The organism is Duganella lactea (genome assembly GCF_009857505.1).
GTDB classification, from domain to species: Bacteria; Pseudomonadota; Gammaproteobacteria; order Burkholderiales; family Burkholderiaceae_D; genus Rugamonas; species Rugamonas lactea.
Genome location: NZ_WWCP01000009.1, coordinates 61,229 through 76,403 on the forward strand (window position 1 = coordinate 61,229; position 15,175 = coordinate 76,403).

13 protein-coding genes are annotated in these 15,175 nt (G+C 65.6%); 11 read left to right on the forward strand and 2 right to left on the reverse strand.

What is annotated here, in order from left to right; all coding sequences use genetic code 11:
- Positions 1-9: 9 nt before the first annotated feature.
- The 4 genes from GTP44_RS10070 (at position 10) to GTP44_RS10085 (ending at position 4,655) form a co-directional block, all read left to right on the forward strand.
- On the forward strand, positions 10-1,095 hold the full coding sequence (locus GTP44_RS10070; protein ID WP_161019320.1) for an ABC transporter substrate-binding protein: 1,086 nt from the start codon (positions 10-12) through the stop codon (positions 1,093-1,095).
- A 12-nt stretch (positions 1,096-1,107) separates the two neighbouring features.
- Entirely contained in the window at positions 1,108-2,877 is a 1,770-nt protein-coding gene (locus tag GTP44_RS10075) for an ABC transporter permease (protein ID WP_161019321.1), read from the forward strand.
- Between the two features lie 10 nt (positions 2,878-2,887).
- On the forward strand, positions 2,888-3,973 hold the full coding sequence (locus GTP44_RS10080; RefSeq protein ID WP_229256862.1) for an ABC transporter ATP-binding protein: 1,086 nt from the start codon (positions 2,888-2,890) through the stop codon (positions 3,971-3,973).
- 61 nt (positions 3,974-4,034) lie between these two features.
- On the forward strand, positions 4,035-4,655 hold the full coding sequence (locus tag GTP44_RS10085) for a 4'-phosphopantetheinyl transferase family protein (protein WP_161019322.1): 621 nt from the start codon (positions 4,035-4,037) through the stop codon (positions 4,653-4,655).
- Positions 4,656-4,717: 62 nt separating this feature from the next.
- On the opposite strand, the gene GTP44_RS10090 is transcribed toward GTP44_RS10085, so the two are convergent.
- Complete coding sequence (locus GTP44_RS10090) at positions 4,718-5,347, reverse strand: energy transducer TonB (protein ID WP_161019323.1); 630 nt, start codon at positions 5,345-5,347, stop codon at positions 4,718-4,720.
- A gap of 122 nt (positions 5,348-5,469) precedes the next feature.
- On the opposite strand from GTP44_RS10090, the gene GTP44_RS10095 reads away from it, so the two are divergent.
- From GTP44_RS10095 to GTP44_RS10125, 7 genes are all read left to right on the forward strand, one after another.
- Positions 5,470-6,108 (forward strand): response regulator transcription factor, encoded by a 639-nt coding sequence (locus GTP44_RS10095; RefSeq protein WP_161019324.1) that lies wholly within the window; start codon positions 5,470-5,472, stop codon positions 6,106-6,108.
- Complete coding sequence (locus GTP44_RS10100; RefSeq protein ID WP_161019325.1) at positions 6,108-7,385, forward strand: sensor histidine kinase; 1,278 nt, start codon at positions 6,108-6,110, stop codon at positions 7,383-7,385. The genes GTP44_RS10095 and GTP44_RS10100 overlap by 1 nt, the downstream gene beginning before the upstream one ends.
- Before the next feature lie 72 nt (positions 7,386-7,457).
- A complete protein-coding gene (locus GTP44_RS10105) occupies positions 7,458-9,596 on the forward strand; it encodes a TonB-dependent receptor (protein WP_161019326.1) in 2,139 nt (712 codons plus the stop codon).
- A 10-nt stretch (positions 9,597-9,606) separates the two neighbouring features.
- Positions 9,607-9,879, forward strand: coding sequence for a hypothetical protein (locus tag GTP44_RS10110; protein ID WP_161019327.1), 273 nt, complete (start codon positions 9,607-9,609; stop codon positions 9,877-9,879).
- The gene (locus GTP44_RS10115) at positions 9,869-10,138 is read left to right on the forward strand and encodes a hypothetical protein (protein WP_161019328.1); all 270 of its coding nucleotides are present in this window, start codon (positions 9,869-9,871) and stop codon (positions 10,136-10,138) included. Before GTP44_RS10110 ends, GTP44_RS10115 begins: the two co-directional genes overlap by 11 nt.
- Positions 10,135-11,673, forward strand: a complete 1,539-nt coding sequence (locus GTP44_RS10120; protein ID WP_161019329.1) for a PepSY-associated TM helix domain-containing protein — start codon at positions 10,135-10,137, stop codon at positions 11,671-11,673. The genes GTP44_RS10115 and GTP44_RS10120 overlap by 4 nt, the downstream gene beginning before the upstream one ends.
- A gap of 91 nt (positions 11,674-11,764) precedes the next feature.
- On the forward strand, positions 11,765-13,663 hold the full coding sequence (locus GTP44_RS10125; protein WP_161019330.1) for an MFS transporter: 1,899 nt from the start codon (positions 11,765-11,767) through the stop codon (positions 13,661-13,663).
- 4 nt (positions 13,664-13,667) lie between these two features.
- Here GTP44_RS10125 and GTP44_RS10130 read toward each other — a convergent pair whose 3' ends face one another.
- On the reverse strand, positions 13,668-15,173 hold the full coding sequence (locus tag GTP44_RS10130) for an ATP-binding protein (protein WP_161019331.1): 1,506 nt from the start codon (positions 15,171-15,173) through the stop codon (positions 13,668-13,670).
- Between the last annotated feature and the right edge of the window lie 2 nt (positions 15,174-15,175).

The following is a 15,175-nucleotide window of genomic DNA, read 5'->3' on the forward strand; positions in this document are numbered from 1 at the left end:
GAGACTACAATGAAGTTGAAGACAACTATGGCCGCCGCATGCGCATTTTTCGCCGGTTCCGCCCTGGCGCAGGTGCCCGCGGGCTATCCGGCCGACTATCAGAAGATCATTGACTCCGCCAAAAAAGAGGGCAAGCTGGTGGTCTATGGCGCCACCGACAGCAAGGCCACGCAGCCGCTGATCAAGGATTTCAGCGCCCTCTATCCCGGCATCACGGTTGAATACAACGACATGAATTCGACCGAGGTGTATAACCGCTTCATCTCGGAGGCGGCGGCAGGCGGCAATACCGCCGACGTCATGTGGTCGTCCGCCATGGACCTGCAGATACGCCTGGCCTCGGACGGCTACGCGCTGAAATACAAATCGGCGGAAGCGGCCAAGATTCCTGGCTGGGCGGTGTGGGACGACAAGGCCTACGGCACCACGTTCGAGCCGGCCGCCATCGTCTACAACAAGCGCCTGGTCGACGCCAAGGAAGTGCCGCAGACGCACGCCGACTTCACCAAGCTGATACAGCAGCCCAAGTTCAAGGACAAAGTCACCACCTACGACATCGAGAAATCCGGCGTCGGCTTCATGTTCATGAGCCAGGACGCGAGCCATAATCCGAAATTCCTGGACATGGAAAACGCCTTCGGCGTGGCCAGGGTGCGCGTGCAGTCGTCCACCGGCACCATGCTGGAACGTATCTCGTCGGGCGAGAACCTGATCGGCTACAACGTGATGGGCTCCTACGCGCTGGTGCGCGCCAAGTCCGATCCGTCGATCGGCGTGGTGCTGCCCAAGGACTACACGCTGGTGATGTCGCGGGTGGTGTTCATCAACAAGGGCGCCAAGAACGTCAACGCCGCCAAGCTGTGGCTGGACTACATGCTGTCGCATCGCGGCCAGACCGTCATCGCCAACGACTCCAAGCTGTTCGCGATCCGCGCCGACGTCAGCGGCGAGACCACCTCGGCCGACCTGCTCAAGTTGATCGGCAAGGACAACGTCAAGCCGGTGCCGGTCCATCCTGTGCTGCTGCAGTACCTGGAGCCTGCCAAGCGCATGGTCTTCCTCAAGCAGTGGAAAGAAACCGCAGGTAAGAAGTAAGAGGCCACCACCATGCAAACACTCACTCATTCCAGCCGGCCGGGGCTCAACTGGCCGCGCGGCGTGGTGGTGACGCTGGCCGCCAGCGTTATCTTCCTGCCGCTGTTCCTGATTTTCTATCAAAGCTTCCTGAACGCGCCGTTCTTCATGCCGGCCAGGGAGCTGGGCCTGGACGCCTACCGCTTCATCTTTGAAGATCCGGACTTCGCGTCCTCGTTCAGGAACGCCCTCTGGCTGGCCGCCGGCCTGGCGCTGATCGCCGTGCCGCTGGGCGGCATGCTGGCCTTCCTGATGATCCGCACCGACCTGCCGGGCAAGGGCTTCATCGCGCCGCTGCTGCTGGTGCCGATCTTCGTCTCGCCGATGGTGATGGGCTTCGGTTACGTGGTGTCGATGGGACCGGTGGGCTTCTACTCGCTGTGGGCCAAAGACCTGCTGGGCTTCATCCCGTGGAATATCTATTCCTTCACCAGTATCGTGGTGATCGCCGGTCTGACCCACGTGCCGCACGTCTACCTGTACGCCTCGTCGGCGCTGAAGAGCCTCGGCTCGGATGTGGAGGAGGCGGCGCGGGTGGCCGGCGCCTCGCCGCTGCAGGTGATGTTCAACGTCTCGCTGCCGATGATCACGCCGGCGCTGGCCTATGCCGGCGTGCTGGTGTTCTTCCTCGGCTTCGAGGTGTTCGGCCTGGTGCTGGTGTTGGGCGATCCGGAAGGCCACATGGTGCTGGCCACCTATCTGTACAAGCTGACCAACAAGCTGGGCACGCCGTCGTATCACCTGATGGCCGCCGTCGCGGTCTGCCTGGTGATGGTGACCATGCCGCTGGTGATGGTGCAGCGCTGGCTGCTCAAGTCGGCCAACAAGTTCGTCTCGATCAAGGGCAAGGGCGCGCGTTCCAAGGCGATGCCGCTGGGCCGCTGGAAGTGGCTGGCGTTCGCGCTGATCTTCGGCTGGCTGATGTTCACCATCATCATGCCGCTGTCGGGCATCGTGCTGCGCTCCTTCGTCCAGTACTGGGGCGAGGGCGTGCGCCTGGCCGACGTGCTGACGCTGCAGCACTTCCGCGAAATCATCGAGCAGCCGTCGCTGATGCGCGGCATCTTGAACACGGTGCTGATCGGTGTGATCGGCGGCGCCGCCGCGGTGATCTGCTACTGCGCCATCGCGCTGGCCATGCACCGCAAGCCGGACATGATCACCCGCTTCCTCGACTACAGCGTGCTGGTGCCGCGCGCCGTGCCGGGCCTGCTGGCCGGCCTGTCCTTCCTGTGGGTGTTCCTGTTTGTCCCGAGCTGGCTCGATGGCATGTTGAAGGGCATGGATAACGGCGTGGCGCTGTGGCTCAGCGAACAGGCGATACCGGTGCTGCGTTCGCTGCGCTCGACCATCTTCGCCCTGTGGCTGGCGTATTCGGTGGTGTGGCTGGCCTATGGCATGCGGCTGATTTCGACCGCGCTGCTGCAAGTCGGTCCGGAGCTGGAGGAGGCGGCGCGCGCGGTCGGCGCCACCCGTGGCAAGGTCACGCGCGACGTCACCGTCCCGCTGATCAAATACGGCCTGCTGGGCGCGTGGCTGATGGTGTTCCTGATCTTTGAACGCGAATATTCGACCGGCGTGTACCTGCTGTCGCCGGGCACCGAGGTCATAGGCGCGTTGCTGGTGTCGCTGTGGGCGGGCGGCTCCACCGACCTGGTGGCGGCGCTATCGTTCATCAACATCGCGCTGGTGGCGATCGGCCTCGGGGTCGCGCTGCGTTTCGGCGTCAAGCTGCACAACTAAGAAAACTATTATGAAACGAGACATCATGACCAACGAACTGACTGTCAACGAGCTGCATCTGGACTACGGCAGCGGCGCCAGCGCCAACCCGATTCTGAAGGGGGTGTCGATGCACCTGCAAAAAGGCGAAGTGGTGGCGCTGCTGGGCCCGTCGGGCAGCGGCAAGACCACGCTGCTGCGCGCGGTGGCCGGGCTGGAAAGCCCGAAAGCCGGCACCATCTCGATCGGCACGCGCACCGTGTACGACGGCGCCAAGGGCTTCGAGATGCCGGCCGAAAGCCGCAACCTGGGCCTGGTGTTCCAGTCCTACGCGCTGTGGCCGCACAAGACCGTGTTCGAGAACGTGGCCTATGGCCTCAAGCTGCGCAAGCTGAGCGCCAGCGACATCAAGGACAAGGTCGCCGACGTGTTGAAAAACCTCGGCCTGGGCCATCTGGCCGAGCGCTATCCGCACCAGCTGTCGGGCGGCCAGCAGCAACGCGTGGCGATCGCGCGGGCGCTGGTCTACAACCCGCCGGTGATTTTGCTGGACGAACCGCTGTCCAACCTGGACGCCAAGCTGCGCGAGGAAGCGCGCGCCTTCCTGCGCGAGCTGATTGTGCGCCTGGGACTGTCGGCGCTGATGGTCACCCACGACCAGGCCGAGGCGATGGCGATCTCGGACCGCATCCTGCTGCTCAATAACGGCAAGATCGAACAGCAAGGTTCGCCGCAAAGCATGTACGAAACGCCGGACACGCTGTTCACGGCGGAGTTCATGGGTAGTAACAACCGGCTGCCGGCGCGCGTGGTGCAGCGCGATGGCGCCCAGGTGCAGCTGGAGATCAACGGCGCGCGACTGCAGGCCACCGCACGTGGCGCCGGCGGCGGCGACGGCACCACCGTCATCCGGGTCGAAGAGGTGAAGGTCAGCGCCACGCAAGTGGACAACGCGATCGCGCTGCCGCTGCTGACCTGCATGTACCTCGGCGACCGCTTCGAATGCCTGTTCAAGGATGAAGCCAGCGGCACCACCTTGCGCGCCTACTCCAAGTACCGGCTCGATGCTGGCCGTTACTGGCTGGAGCTGCCGAAGGAGAAGCTCTGGGTGTTCTAGCCTCCGGCAAGGCCGGCGGCCCTCGTTTATAATGGCCTTTTGATTCTGGCAATATTGAAAGATGACGAAGGCTTCTTTGTGGATGGTGGACGCCGATGTGGTGACGGAGGCCGCGCTGCAACGCTGGCGCGGCTGGCTGTCGCCGGGCGAGATGGCGCGTCATCAGCGCTTCGTCCGTGCCCAGCGCCAGCGCCAGTTCATCATCGGCCGGGTGCTGCTGCGCATGGCGCTGGGCCGTCTGCTGGCGGTGACGCCGCAGGAGATTCGTCTGGAAGAGCAGGTCGGCAAGGCGCCGCGTCTGGTGGCGCCGGTGCGCAAGGGGGAGACGACCGGCTTCAGCATCGCCCATAGCGGCCGCTGGGTGGCGTGCGCGGTCAGCGCGCAGACGGCGCTGGGGCTGGATATCGAGATGAAGGATGCGTCCCGCGATTTGCATGCGCTGGCGGCGCAGGCCTTCGACAGCGCCGAAATGGCGCAATGGGCGCGGCTGCAAACCTTGCCGGAGCCGGAGCGGGTGGAAGGCTTCTACCGGCTGTGGAGCGAGAAGGAGGCCAGCTTCAAGCTGGGTGTGGCGGCGGGTGGGCATTGCTGGTCGCTGCCGCATGCCGAACTGTCGGTGGCGCTGTGCAGCGAGCTGCCGCTGGATCGGGCGCCGGCGCTGGAGCTGATAACGCTGGAATAGGGCGCCCGCTTTGCGGCGTCAGCATGGGTTCCGGCTTGCGCCGGAACGACCGTGCTTTCGGATTAGTCCAGGCTCCAGATGTATTGCATTTTGGTCCATGATGGCTGCGGCACGCCATCCACCGTGCCCGGTTTGAATTTGCACAGGCTGAGGCCCGCCTGAGCGGCGCGGTCCAGTTCCCGGAAGCCGCTGGATTTTTCGACGCGCGCGTCGGCCACTTTCCCGTCCGTGCCAATCAGGAAGGCCAGCATGACGGTGCCGGTGTCGCCGTTGCGCAGCGCGTTCTTCGGATAGTCGGGCTTGTTGCAGGCCTGGGCGTCCACCACGGCGGCGGTGATCACCGGCGCCGCTTTCACCACTTGTGTTTTCGCGCCGGGTTCGGCCACGCCGCCGGCGGGAGGCTGCGCCGGCGGATGGTCCGGCGCCACGCGCGCCGTCACCGTTGGTGCCGGTTCCAGCGGGATGTCGGTCAACAGCTTGGGCACGTAGATTTCCGGCCGCGCCAGCGGCGGTTCCTGCACTTCCGGTTCACGCTCCTTCGGCTTCGGTGCTTCGACGTTGGGTATCAGGTCCACCACCGGCGGCGCGGATTTGAACACCGTCAGCTTCGATCCGTGCAGGAAGGCCGCGAGCAGCACGGCGTGCAACAAGACGACCGTGGTGATGCCGGTCAGATTCTTCTTTGGACTCATGTTTGCTCCTTGGTGGTGGTTTAAATTGCTATGCATTAGAATAATAATATGCGATTGAATGGCAAAATAAAAGCACAATTTTTATGTTATGCTTCCATCATCAAGTGCCTACAGGTAGCAAAATGAAGAAAATACGCGTGATGCTGGCGGACGACCACCCGATCGTGATGACCGGGTTTGCCATGTCGCTGGAAGGGCAGGGGCTGGACGTGGTGGCGCAGGCGCGCACGCCGGAGGAGGCGCTGGCGCAATACCAGCGGCTGAAGCCGGATGTGTGCGTGCTGGACATCCGCTTCGGCGAGCAGTTGACCGGGCTGGACGTGGCCAAGCAGATCCTGGCCCGGCATCCGAGCGCCGCCATCGTCTTTCTCAGCCAGTTCGATCAGGACAGCCTGATCAAGGAAACCTACCGCCTGGGCGGTCGCGCCTTCATGACCAAGGATTGCGATCCGGCCGATCTGGCGGCGGCGGTGCGGCGCGCGCATGACGGTGCGCTGTACTTCCTGCCGCACATCGCCGAGCGGCTGGCCAACCTGTCGGTGCGCGGCGACCTGTCGCCGCAGTCGCAGCTGGACGAGCGCGCGCTGGAAATTTTCACGCTGATGGCGGAGGGCCTGACCAATGCCGAAATCGCCGAGAAGCTGGACGTCTCGACCAAGACCATCAGCAACATCAGCCAGGCGGTGAAGGAAAAGCTGGGCGTGCATCGTCCGGCCTACATCACGCGGCTGGCGGTCAAGCACGGCCTGATTGAGCCCTGATGCGCTGGACGCCCTGGCGCCAGTGGCGCGTGCGCGCGCGGCTGCTGGCGATGACCGCGATTCCGCTGGCTTATCTGTTCTGCACCTTTGTCTGGTACGCCTATCAGTCGCGCCTCGCCGAGGTGCGCGAGGAGATGGCCGAGCGCGGCCCGCTGGTGGCCCAGGTGCTGGCCGACAGCAGCGAATTCAGCGTGGTGTCGCGCCGTTACGATGATCTCAGGCTGACCCTCAACGGCCTGCTGCGCACCGATCCCAGCATCTACCGCATCGACGTGCTGGATGGGCAGCGGCGCACGCTGGTGCATGCCGCCGCGCGCGCGGGCGCCAGCGCGGCCGAGCTGCGCTACGACGAGGCGCCGATCCGCAAGCGTCTGATGTGGGTGTCGATGCTGGCGCCGGACGGCAAGCCCTATCAGAAGGATCGGCCGGCCGGCGCCAGTGGCGTCACGGTGGAAACGGTCGGCTATGTGCGGGTGACGATGTCGCCGTCGGCGCTGCTGCTGAAGCAGACGCGCCGCTTCTATGTCGAGCTGGCGGTCGGCAGCCTTGGCCTGCTGGCGTGTGCGCTGTTGGCGTGGCAACTGGCCAAGGGGCTGGACGCGTCGTTGCAGGCGTCGATGCGCGCGCTGCGCGAGGCGGACGACGAGAAGCGCCGCCTGATCCGCAAGGTCAACACGGCGGTGGAGGACGAGCGTCAGAGCATTGCGCTGGAAATCCACGATGAACTCAACGCCACGCTGATCGCGGTCCGGCTGGAAGCGCAGCGCATCGCCGATCTGAGCCCGGAGGGCGAGACGCGCGACAAGGCGCAATCGATCATCAGGCTGGCGCTCGGCCTGTACAACAGCGGCCGATCGCTGGTGCGCCGTTTGCGGCCGGAAGTGCTCGATATGCTGGGGCTGGATGGGGCGGTGGAGGAGATGGCGCGTCACTATGACAACGCGCGCGGCGGCTGCCGCTTCGACCTGCGGGCGCGCGGTGACTTCTCTGGGGTGGAAAAAAATATTGCCATCTCCGCGTATCGGATCGTGCAGGAAGCCTTGTCCAACGTGGTCAAGCACGCCCGCGCGAGCCAGGCGACCGTGACGCTGGCGCGGGAGGCGGACGCGTTGCGCATGCAGATCGCCGATAACGGCAGGGGCTTCGATCCGGCGCAGGCGTCGGCCGGCATCGGGCTGGTGGGCATGCGCGAGCGGGTGTATGCGCTCAACGGCAGCATCGCTATCGACACCGGCCTGGCGGCGGGCACGCGCATCGCCATTGTGATACCGCTTTAATAAATCCCTTTTAATGTAAACGATTCTCATTTACTATTTGCGTTTTAAAAATATAAATGGGGAAAGAGAACGATGCGCATCAAAGTGATGGCGGCGGCGCTGGCAGGTGTCATGGCCTGCTGGGCGGTACACGCCGAAGAACCGGTGGAGCAGGTGATCATTAGCGGCGACAAGCTGAAACGCGCGGAAATCGACAGCAGCGCCAGCGTCGGTGCGCGCAACCGCCGCCAGATCGACGAATCCGGCATGAACACGGTGGAAGAGGTGATTTCGCAGATGGCCAACGTTGGCACCGCCGAAAACCTGTCGATTCGCGGCGTGCAGTCCTCCGGTCCGACCGGTGGCGGCGGCAAGACCATCACGGTGGTGGTGGACGGCGTGCCGCAGGACGGCTTTGGCCAGACCATCTCCGGCTTGAGCGTGTGGGATGCCGACCGTGTGGAAGTGCTGCGCGGCCCGCAATCGACCAATCAGGGACGCAATTCGCTGGCCGGCGCGGTGGTGCTGCGCACGCGCGACCCGCAGGATGTGCGCGACTTCAGCTATCGCGTCAGCGCCGGCAACGAGCATGCGCATCAGGTGGCGCTGGCCGGCGGTGGCGCCATCGTCGAGCAGGTGCTGGCGGGCCGTGTGACACTGGAACAGCGCCGCCGCGACGGCGACGTGTACAACGTCACCCGCGACGACCGGCGCGCCAATCATGACGATGGCCACACGCTGCGCGGCAAGCTGCGCATCACGCCATGGGGGGACCGGTATCAGGCGCTGATCACGCTGGTGGACGACAAGCAGCGGTTGGGCTACAACACGGTGGAGGCGGTGAAGACGCCGGCCGCCGCCCGCCTGAATTTTTCCAATGAGCCGCGCGAGGTGGAAAACCGCACCCGTTCCGCCGCGCTGGAACAGACCTTCCGCGCGCTGGGCGCCGACATCACGCTGCTGACCACCTATTCGCACAACCGCTACGCGCGCGTGGCCGACTACGATGGCACGGAGCTGAACCAAGGCGTGCGCAATGGTGAAAACATCGACCGTCAATGGGCGCAGGAGGCGCGCGCCAACTTCGACACGCGGCTGTTCGGCCATCAACTGAAAGGTGTGGCGGGCCTGTACTACTCGCGGCAGTACTATGCGGGCGACGACAAGTTCGTGGTGCCGGTGTCCTACGTGCTGGGAATGATCGGCCAGTGCCGCGTGCAGGCCGTGTGCGACGCCGCTTACAGCGCGGAATTCATCAGCCGCCGCCAGGTGCAGGACAATGCGAGCAAGACACGCGCTGTCTACGGCGAATTCGATTATGCGATCGACCAGCTGACGCTGACCGCCGGCATGCGCTACGACGGCGAGCGCCAGAGCCGCATCCTGTCGACGGCCACCGACGGCACCTCGGCGCTGGCGCGGCAGGTCTACACGCAGCTGATCCGCGGCGGCGCCTTCTCGCCGGATGGCACGCAGGACCTGGGCACCGACAACGCGGTGTGGCTGCCCAAGCTGGGCGTGCGCTATGCCTTGTCGCCGGAGTGGGTGGCCGGCCTGACCGCGCAGCGCGGCTACCGCACCGGTGGCGTCGATTACAGCTACCAGCGCGGTTCCAAAGCCTACGGCCCGGAATACACCAAGAACTACGAGGCTTCGCTGAAAGGCGCGCTGGAGAACGGACTGGTGGTGTCGGTCAACGCCTATCGCGTCAACTGGACCGACCAGCAGGTCAATATCGGCCGCAACCTGCTGGACCAGTGGTTCGTCAACGCCGGCAGCTCGCGTTTGCAAGGGCTGGAGGCGGAAGTGCGCGGCCGCGTGGCGCGCAACCTGGAACTGTTCGGCGCGATGGGGCTGGCGCGCACCAAATTCATCGACTTCGATTCGCCGAGCGGCGATTACAGCGGCCATGAGTTCGCGCGCTCCCCCCGGCAGACGCAGTCGGTGGGCTTCAGCTGGACGCCTGGCAGCTGGATGCTGAACATGAATTTGCAGCACGCCACCGGCACCTACATCGGCCCTGAAAACACCGACCGCAACGACGGCCACACGACGCTTGGCGGCAAGCTGACTTACAAGCTGCGAAACGGCGTGACGCTGTTCGCCTATGGCAGTAATTTGACCAACCGGACCTACATCATCAACAATAAACTCGACACCGTGACCGGCCGCTATGCGGTCGCGCTGGGTAATGAGCGACAGTTCGGTTTCGGTCTGCAGGGTGCACTGTAAGGAGGATGAGATGAACTGGATTTGCATCGGCGTGGCGGCGATGGCCGCGCTGTGCCTGTACCTGGCGTCGCCGCACCAGTCGCTATGGCCGGCGGCGCTCAAGCGCCAGGCCTTTTTGCGCTGGCTGGCGGTGCCGCTGGCGGTGGGTTCGGTCGCCAGCGCGGTCGAGGCATATGGTTTCTGGGCCGGCGCCAGCATCGCGCTGACCGGCTTCATGGCCATGCTGGTGGCGCTGCCGTATCTGAACGCGTGGCGCAAGAAGGGAGCGCGCCATGTGGGGTAAATCGACCGCCGCCGTGTTCCTCGGCATGCCGCTGGCGGTGCTGGTCACCGGCGTGGCGGCGCTGCTGAGCCGCGACCAGGTCACCACCACGCTGCCATGGCTGCTGGTGTTCTTTCTGGTCTGGATTGTGGCGATGACGTGTGCCTTCCTGTTCAAGACCGGCGCCCGCGCCTGGCTGTGGATGGGTGGGCTGACGCTGGCCGGCTACACCGCGCTGCACTTTCTGAAGGCCAGCGGCCTGCTCAGGGTGGGGGCATGAAGGCCGCCACCTTGCGCACCTTTATCGCGGTGCACACCTGGGTCGGGCTGATCGCGGGCTTCGGCCTGTTCATCGCTTTTTATGCCGGCGCGGTGACGCTGTTCCATGAGGAGTTGCACGCGTGGGAGACGCCGCTGCCGCAGGTGGCGGCGCCACCGCAGGAGCCGCAGGCGCTGATCGACGCGGTGCTGCGCGCGCATCCGCAGGCGAAGGATGATTTCTTCGTGCGCCTGCCATCGGCGTTCGCGCCGCAAATGGCGCTGGAGTTTGATGCGCGCCATTTCCGCCTCGACGACCACGGCAGGCTGGAGGAATTCCAGGAGCGCTCGCAACTGTCGGAATTCATCTACCGCCTGCATTACACCGCCGGGCTGCCGCGCAGCTGGGGCATTTACGTGCTGGGCGTGGTGTGCGTGCTGTACGGGATGGCGCTGGTCAGCGGCGTGATCATCTACGCGCCGACCTTCTTCAAGGACTTGTTCGCGCTGCGCATCGGCAAGAACATCAAGCGCATGTGGCAGGACGCGCACAACGTCATCGGCATTCTGTCGCTGCCGTTCCACCTGATGTATGCGTGGAGCAGCGCGGTGCTGGCGCTGGGGCTGATGTTGCTGGCGCCGTTCCAGTACCTGGTGTTCGACGGCAAGCTGCTGCAACTGGTGGGGGCGGACATCAGCGCCGCCGCGCCGGTCAAGGCGGCCGGCGTGGCGGCGCCGCTGACGCCGGCCTCGCAGTTGATCGCCGAGGTGCGGCGCGCGGTGCCGGGCATCGAGGTCGCCACCATTGCTTACCGCCATGCGGGCGATGCTAATGCGCAGGCGCTGGTGTATGGCGTGGTTCAGCAGAAAGCGGTGGCCGACATGGGGGCGGTGGTGCTGAACGCCAGCAGCGGCAAGGTGACGCGGGTGATGATGCCGGAGAACTTCAGCCCCGGCACGCGCTTCCTGCGCAGCTTGCAGGGACTGCACTTCGGCTCCTTCGGCGAGATCGCGGTGCGCTGGATGTATTTCATCCTCGGCATCGGCGGCGCCTTCCTGTTCTACAGCGGCAATCTGCTGTGGATCGAGGCCCGGCGCAAGCGGCAGAAGCTGGCGCAGCCACGCAGCGGCAAGCTGATGGCGCAGGCGACGCTGGGTGTCTGCCTCGGCTGCGTGGCCGGCGTGTCGGCGGTGTTCCTGGCGAACAAGCTGGGGCCGCCGGGCCAGTTGCCGCTGTGGGAGGCGCGCAGTTATTACGCGGTGTTCTTCGGCTGCGTGCTGTGGGCATTCGCCCGTCCGCCGGCGCGCGCCGCCAACGAGCTGCTGACGCTGTGCGCGGCGCTGACGCTGGCCGTGCCATTGGCGCACTGGTGGAACACCGGCCTCAATCCGCTGCTGGCGCTGCTGCGGGGCGATTTCATCGTCGCCGGCGTGGCGGTGATCGCGCTGCTGTTCGCCGCCGCGTTCTGGAAGATGGCCGGCGCCGTGCTGCACCGTGGCCGCCACGGCGATCCGCACAGCGTCTGGTCGCTGCGCGGCGCGCCGGCGAGCAGTTGATGTTGCGCATTTAATTACTTTTTTGCATGCTGGGCGGCGCTGGCCGTGAGGTTATAATCCGTTTAATCTTTCCTGAACGGATACGTTCCTCATGCGCCAGCCCAATCAGTTTTCCCTGCTTAAGCAACGCCGTTTCGCGCCGTTCTTCTGGACCCAGTTCCTCGGCGCGTTCAACGACAATCTGTTCAAGACGGCGCTGGTGGTGATCATCACCTTCGACGCGCTGAGCTGGACCACGATGTCGCCGTCGCTGGTGACCAACCTGATTCCCGGCCTGTTCATCCTGCCCTATGTGCTGTTCTCCGCCACCGCCGGCCAGTTGGCCGACAAGTTCGAGAAAGCCGGCCTGACGCGCTTCGTCAAGTGGCTGGAACTGGCCATCATGTCGCTCGCCGGCATCGGCTGGGTTACGCATCATCTGTGGCTGCTGATCGCGGCGGTGGTGGGCATGGGCATCCACTCCACCTTGTTCGGTCCGGTCAAATACGCCTACCTGCCGCAGCAGCTGAAGCCGGAAGAACTGATCGGCGGCAACGGCGTCACCGAGATGGGCACCTTTGTCGGCATCCTGATGGGCGAGGTGCTGGGCGCGGTGCTGGTGGTGCAGCAGCCGCACGGCCTGTGGCTGGAAGCGGCCGCCACCATCCTGGTCGCCGGCATGGGCCTGGTGGCGGCCTACCGCATTCCGCAGTCGCCGGCGCCGGCGCCGGAGCTGAAGATCAGCTGGAACTTCATCGGCGAATCGGTGCGCAACATCAACTACTCGCGCAAGAACCGCACGGTGTTCCTGTCGATGCTGGGCAACTCGTGGTTCTGGTTCTACGGCGCGCTGATCCTGGCGCAGTTCCCGGTCTACGCCAAGGACTATCTGCACGGCGATCACAGCGCCTTCGTGCTGCTGCTGACCATCTTTTCGCTGGGCGTGGGCAGCGGCTCGCTGCTGTGCGAGCGCCTGTCCGGCCGCAAGGTGGAGATCGGCCTGGTGCCGTTCGGCTCGATCGGCCTGACCCTCTTCGGCATCGACCTGTATTTCGCCAGCCTGGCCTACAGCGGCGCGGCGCTGGCCGGCGCCCACCTGGACGCCTTCGCGCTGCTGGCCCAGCACGGCATGTGGCGCATCCTGTTCGATGTGCTGATGATCGGCATGTTCGGCGGCTTCTTCATCGTGCCGCTGTTCGCGCTGATCCAGACGCGCTGCGATCCGGCCCACATCTCGCGCACCATCGCCGGCATGAATATCCTGAACGCGCTGTTCATGGTGGCGGCGGCCGGCCTGGCGATCGTGCTGCTGGGCCAGGGCCTGACCATCCCCGAGCTGTTCCTGGTGACCGCGCTGCTGAACGCGGTGGTGGCGCTCTACATCTTCTCGCTGGTGCCGGAATTCCTGATGCGCTTCCTGGCCTGGCTGCTGATCCACACCATCCACCGGGTCGACACGGTCGATGCCGAACGTCTTCCGGCGGAAGGCGCGGCGGTGCTGGTGTGCAACCACGTCAGCTATGTCGACGCCATCGTCATCGGCGCGGTGGCGCCGCGGCCGATCCGCTTCGTCATGGACCACCGCATCTTCAAGCTGCCGCTGCTGGGCTGGATCTTCCGCACCGCGCGCGCGATTCCGATCGCGCCGGCCAAGGAAGACCCGTGGCTGATGGAGAAGGCCTACGTCGACATCGCCCAGGCGCTGCACGAGGGCGATCTGGTGTGCATCTTCCCGGAAGGGCAGCTGACGCGCAGCGGCGACATCAACGACTTCAAGGGCGGCGTCGCCAAGATCGTCGAGCGCACCCAGGTGCCGGTGATTCCGATGGCGCTGCGCGGCCTGTGGGGCCATCTGCTGAGCCGCAATCACGAGAACGTGTTCGGCCGTGCCTTCCGCAGCGGGCTGCGCTCGCGCCTGTCGCTGGCGGTGGGCGTGCCGGTGGCGCCGCCGGATGTCACGCCGGAAGATTTGAAACAGCGCGTGGCGGCGCTGCGCGGCGACTGGAAATAGGCCGCTAGCGGGCGCCGGCCAGGCGGACGATCTGTTCCAGCTCCACCGGCTTGACCAGGTGATGGTCGAAGCCGGCTTCCAGCGTGCGGCGGCGCGCGTCGCTCTGGCCCCAGCCGGTCAGGGCCAACATCAGGATGCGCTCGGCGCCGGCTTGTTGGCGGATGGCGCGCGCGGTTTCGTAGCCGTCCATCCCTGGCATGCCGAGGTCCATGATGATCATGTCCGGCGCCCGCTGCTCGACGGCGGCGATGGCGGCCAGACCGTCGTAGGCGGTGCGCACGTCGAAGCCGTCTAGTTCCAGCAGCGCGGTCAGCGAATCGGCGGCGTCGCGGTTGTCGTCCACCACCAGCACTTGCAGCGGCTGGCCGTTCGCGTCGGCCGGTGACGCCGGCGGCGCGGCGTCGCGCCGGCCGTCCTCGCCCTCGTCCAGCACCGGCAGGCGGATCACGAACTCCGTGCCCTTGCCGGGGCCTTCGCTGTAAGCGTCCACCGTGCCGCCGTGCATTTCGGCGAACTGGCGCGCCAGGCTCAGGCCAATGCCGAGACCGCTGGAAAACTGGCCCTTGACGGTTTTGCTTTGCTCGAACATCTGGAAGATGCGCGGAATGGTCTCGGCGTCCAGACCGATGCCGTCGTCACGGATCGTCACCAGCAGGCCGCCGTCGTCGACGCCGGCGCGCACCGCCACATGCCCGCCTGGCGGGGTGAACTTGACCGCGTTGGACAGGATGTTGGCGCAGATCTGCACCACCCGCGTGTAGTCGACCCGCAGCGGGAGGTCGTGCGGCGGCAACTGCCAGGCAATCTCGATGTGCTTGGCGTCGGCGGCGTGCTGGCACAGCTCGCCGACGTGGTTCATCAACGCCGTCAGCGACGCCGTCTGCCGTTGCAGCGTGATCTTGCCGCTGGTGATGCGCGCCACGTCCAGCAGGTCGTCGACCAGCCGCGTCAGCAGCCGCACCTGGCGCTCGACCATGTCGCGGATGCGCGCCACCGGCTCTGCGGCCGGATAGAGCTGCGTCAGCAGCGAGACCGCGGTGCGGATCGGCGCCAGCGGATTGCGCAGCTCGTGCCCGAGGCTGGCGAGAAATTCATCCTTGCGCCGGCTCGCCTCGCGCATCTGGTATTGCTTGTTGCGCGCGCGCAGTGCGGCGTGCAGCGCGGTGATCAGCGGCAGCGTGCGCACCGGCCGCTCCATCAGGCTCAGGTTGCCCAGGCCGGTCATCGCCTGACGCACCACCGGCGAATCGGCGCCGCCGCGCGTCAGCAGGATGATGGGCAGGTCCGACCAGTCGGGCTGGCGGGCGACACCCTCGCGCAGCAATTGCAAGCCGCCCGGCGCCAGCGCCTCCTCCACTGTCAGCACGGCGCCGGCGCCTTGCGCCAGTTCGTGCGCCAGCTCGCGCAGCGTGGCGCAGACGTGGCTGTCGATGGCGGCCGTGGCCAGCACCCTGGCCGCCAGCGGAGCGTCCTGGCCGGTGGGGGCGTAGATCAGGATGCGCGTCTCCATGC

Excerpts from the sequence above, each read along its gene's own strand:
- GTP44_RS10070 (WP_161019320.1), top strand. The coding sequence starts at position 10 with ATGAAGTTGAAGACAACTATGGCCGCCGCATGCGCATTTTTCGCCGGT.
- GTP44_RS10075 (WP_161019321.1), top strand. The coding sequence starts at position 1,108 with ATGCAAACACTCACTCATTCCAGCCGGCCGGGGCTCAACTGGCCGCGC.
- GTP44_RS10080 (WP_229256862.1), top strand. The coding sequence starts at position 2,888 with ATGAAACGAGACATCATGACCAACGAACTGACTGTCAACGAGCTGCAT.
- GTP44_RS10085 (WP_161019322.1), top strand. The coding sequence starts at position 4,035 with ATGACGAAGGCTTCTTTGTGGATGGTGGACGCCGATGTGGTGACGGAG.
- GTP44_RS10090 (WP_161019323.1), bottom strand. The coding sequence starts at position 5,347 with ATGAGTCCAAAGAAGAATCTGACCGGCATCACCACGGTCGTCTTGTTG.
- GTP44_RS10095 (WP_161019324.1), top strand. The coding sequence starts at position 5,470 with ATGAAGAAAATACGCGTGATGCTGGCGGACGACCACCCGATCGTGATG.
- GTP44_RS10100 (WP_161019325.1), top strand. The coding sequence starts at position 6,108 with ATGCGCTGGACGCCCTGGCGCCAGTGGCGCGTGCGCGCGCGGCTGCTG.
- GTP44_RS10105 (WP_161019326.1), top strand. The coding sequence starts at position 7,458 with ATGCGCATCAAAGTGATGGCGGCGGCGCTGGCAGGTGTCATGGCCTGC.
- GTP44_RS10110 (WP_161019327.1), top strand. The coding sequence starts at position 9,607 with ATGAACTGGATTTGCATCGGCGTGGCGGCGATGGCCGCGCTGTGCCTG.
- GTP44_RS10115 (WP_161019328.1), top strand. The coding sequence starts at position 9,869 with ATGTGGGGTAAATCGACCGCCGCCGTGTTCCTCGGCATGCCGCTGGCG.
- GTP44_RS10120 (WP_161019329.1), top strand. The coding sequence starts at position 10,135 with ATGAAGGCCGCCACCTTGCGCACCTTTATCGCGGTGCACACCTGGGTC.
- GTP44_RS10125 (WP_161019330.1), top strand. The coding sequence starts at position 11,765 with ATGCGCCAGCCCAATCAGTTTTCCCTGCTTAAGCAACGCCGTTTCGCG.
- GTP44_RS10130 (WP_161019331.1), bottom strand. The coding sequence starts at position 15,173 with ATGGAGACGCGCATCCTGATCTACGCCCCCACCGGCCAGGACGCTCCG.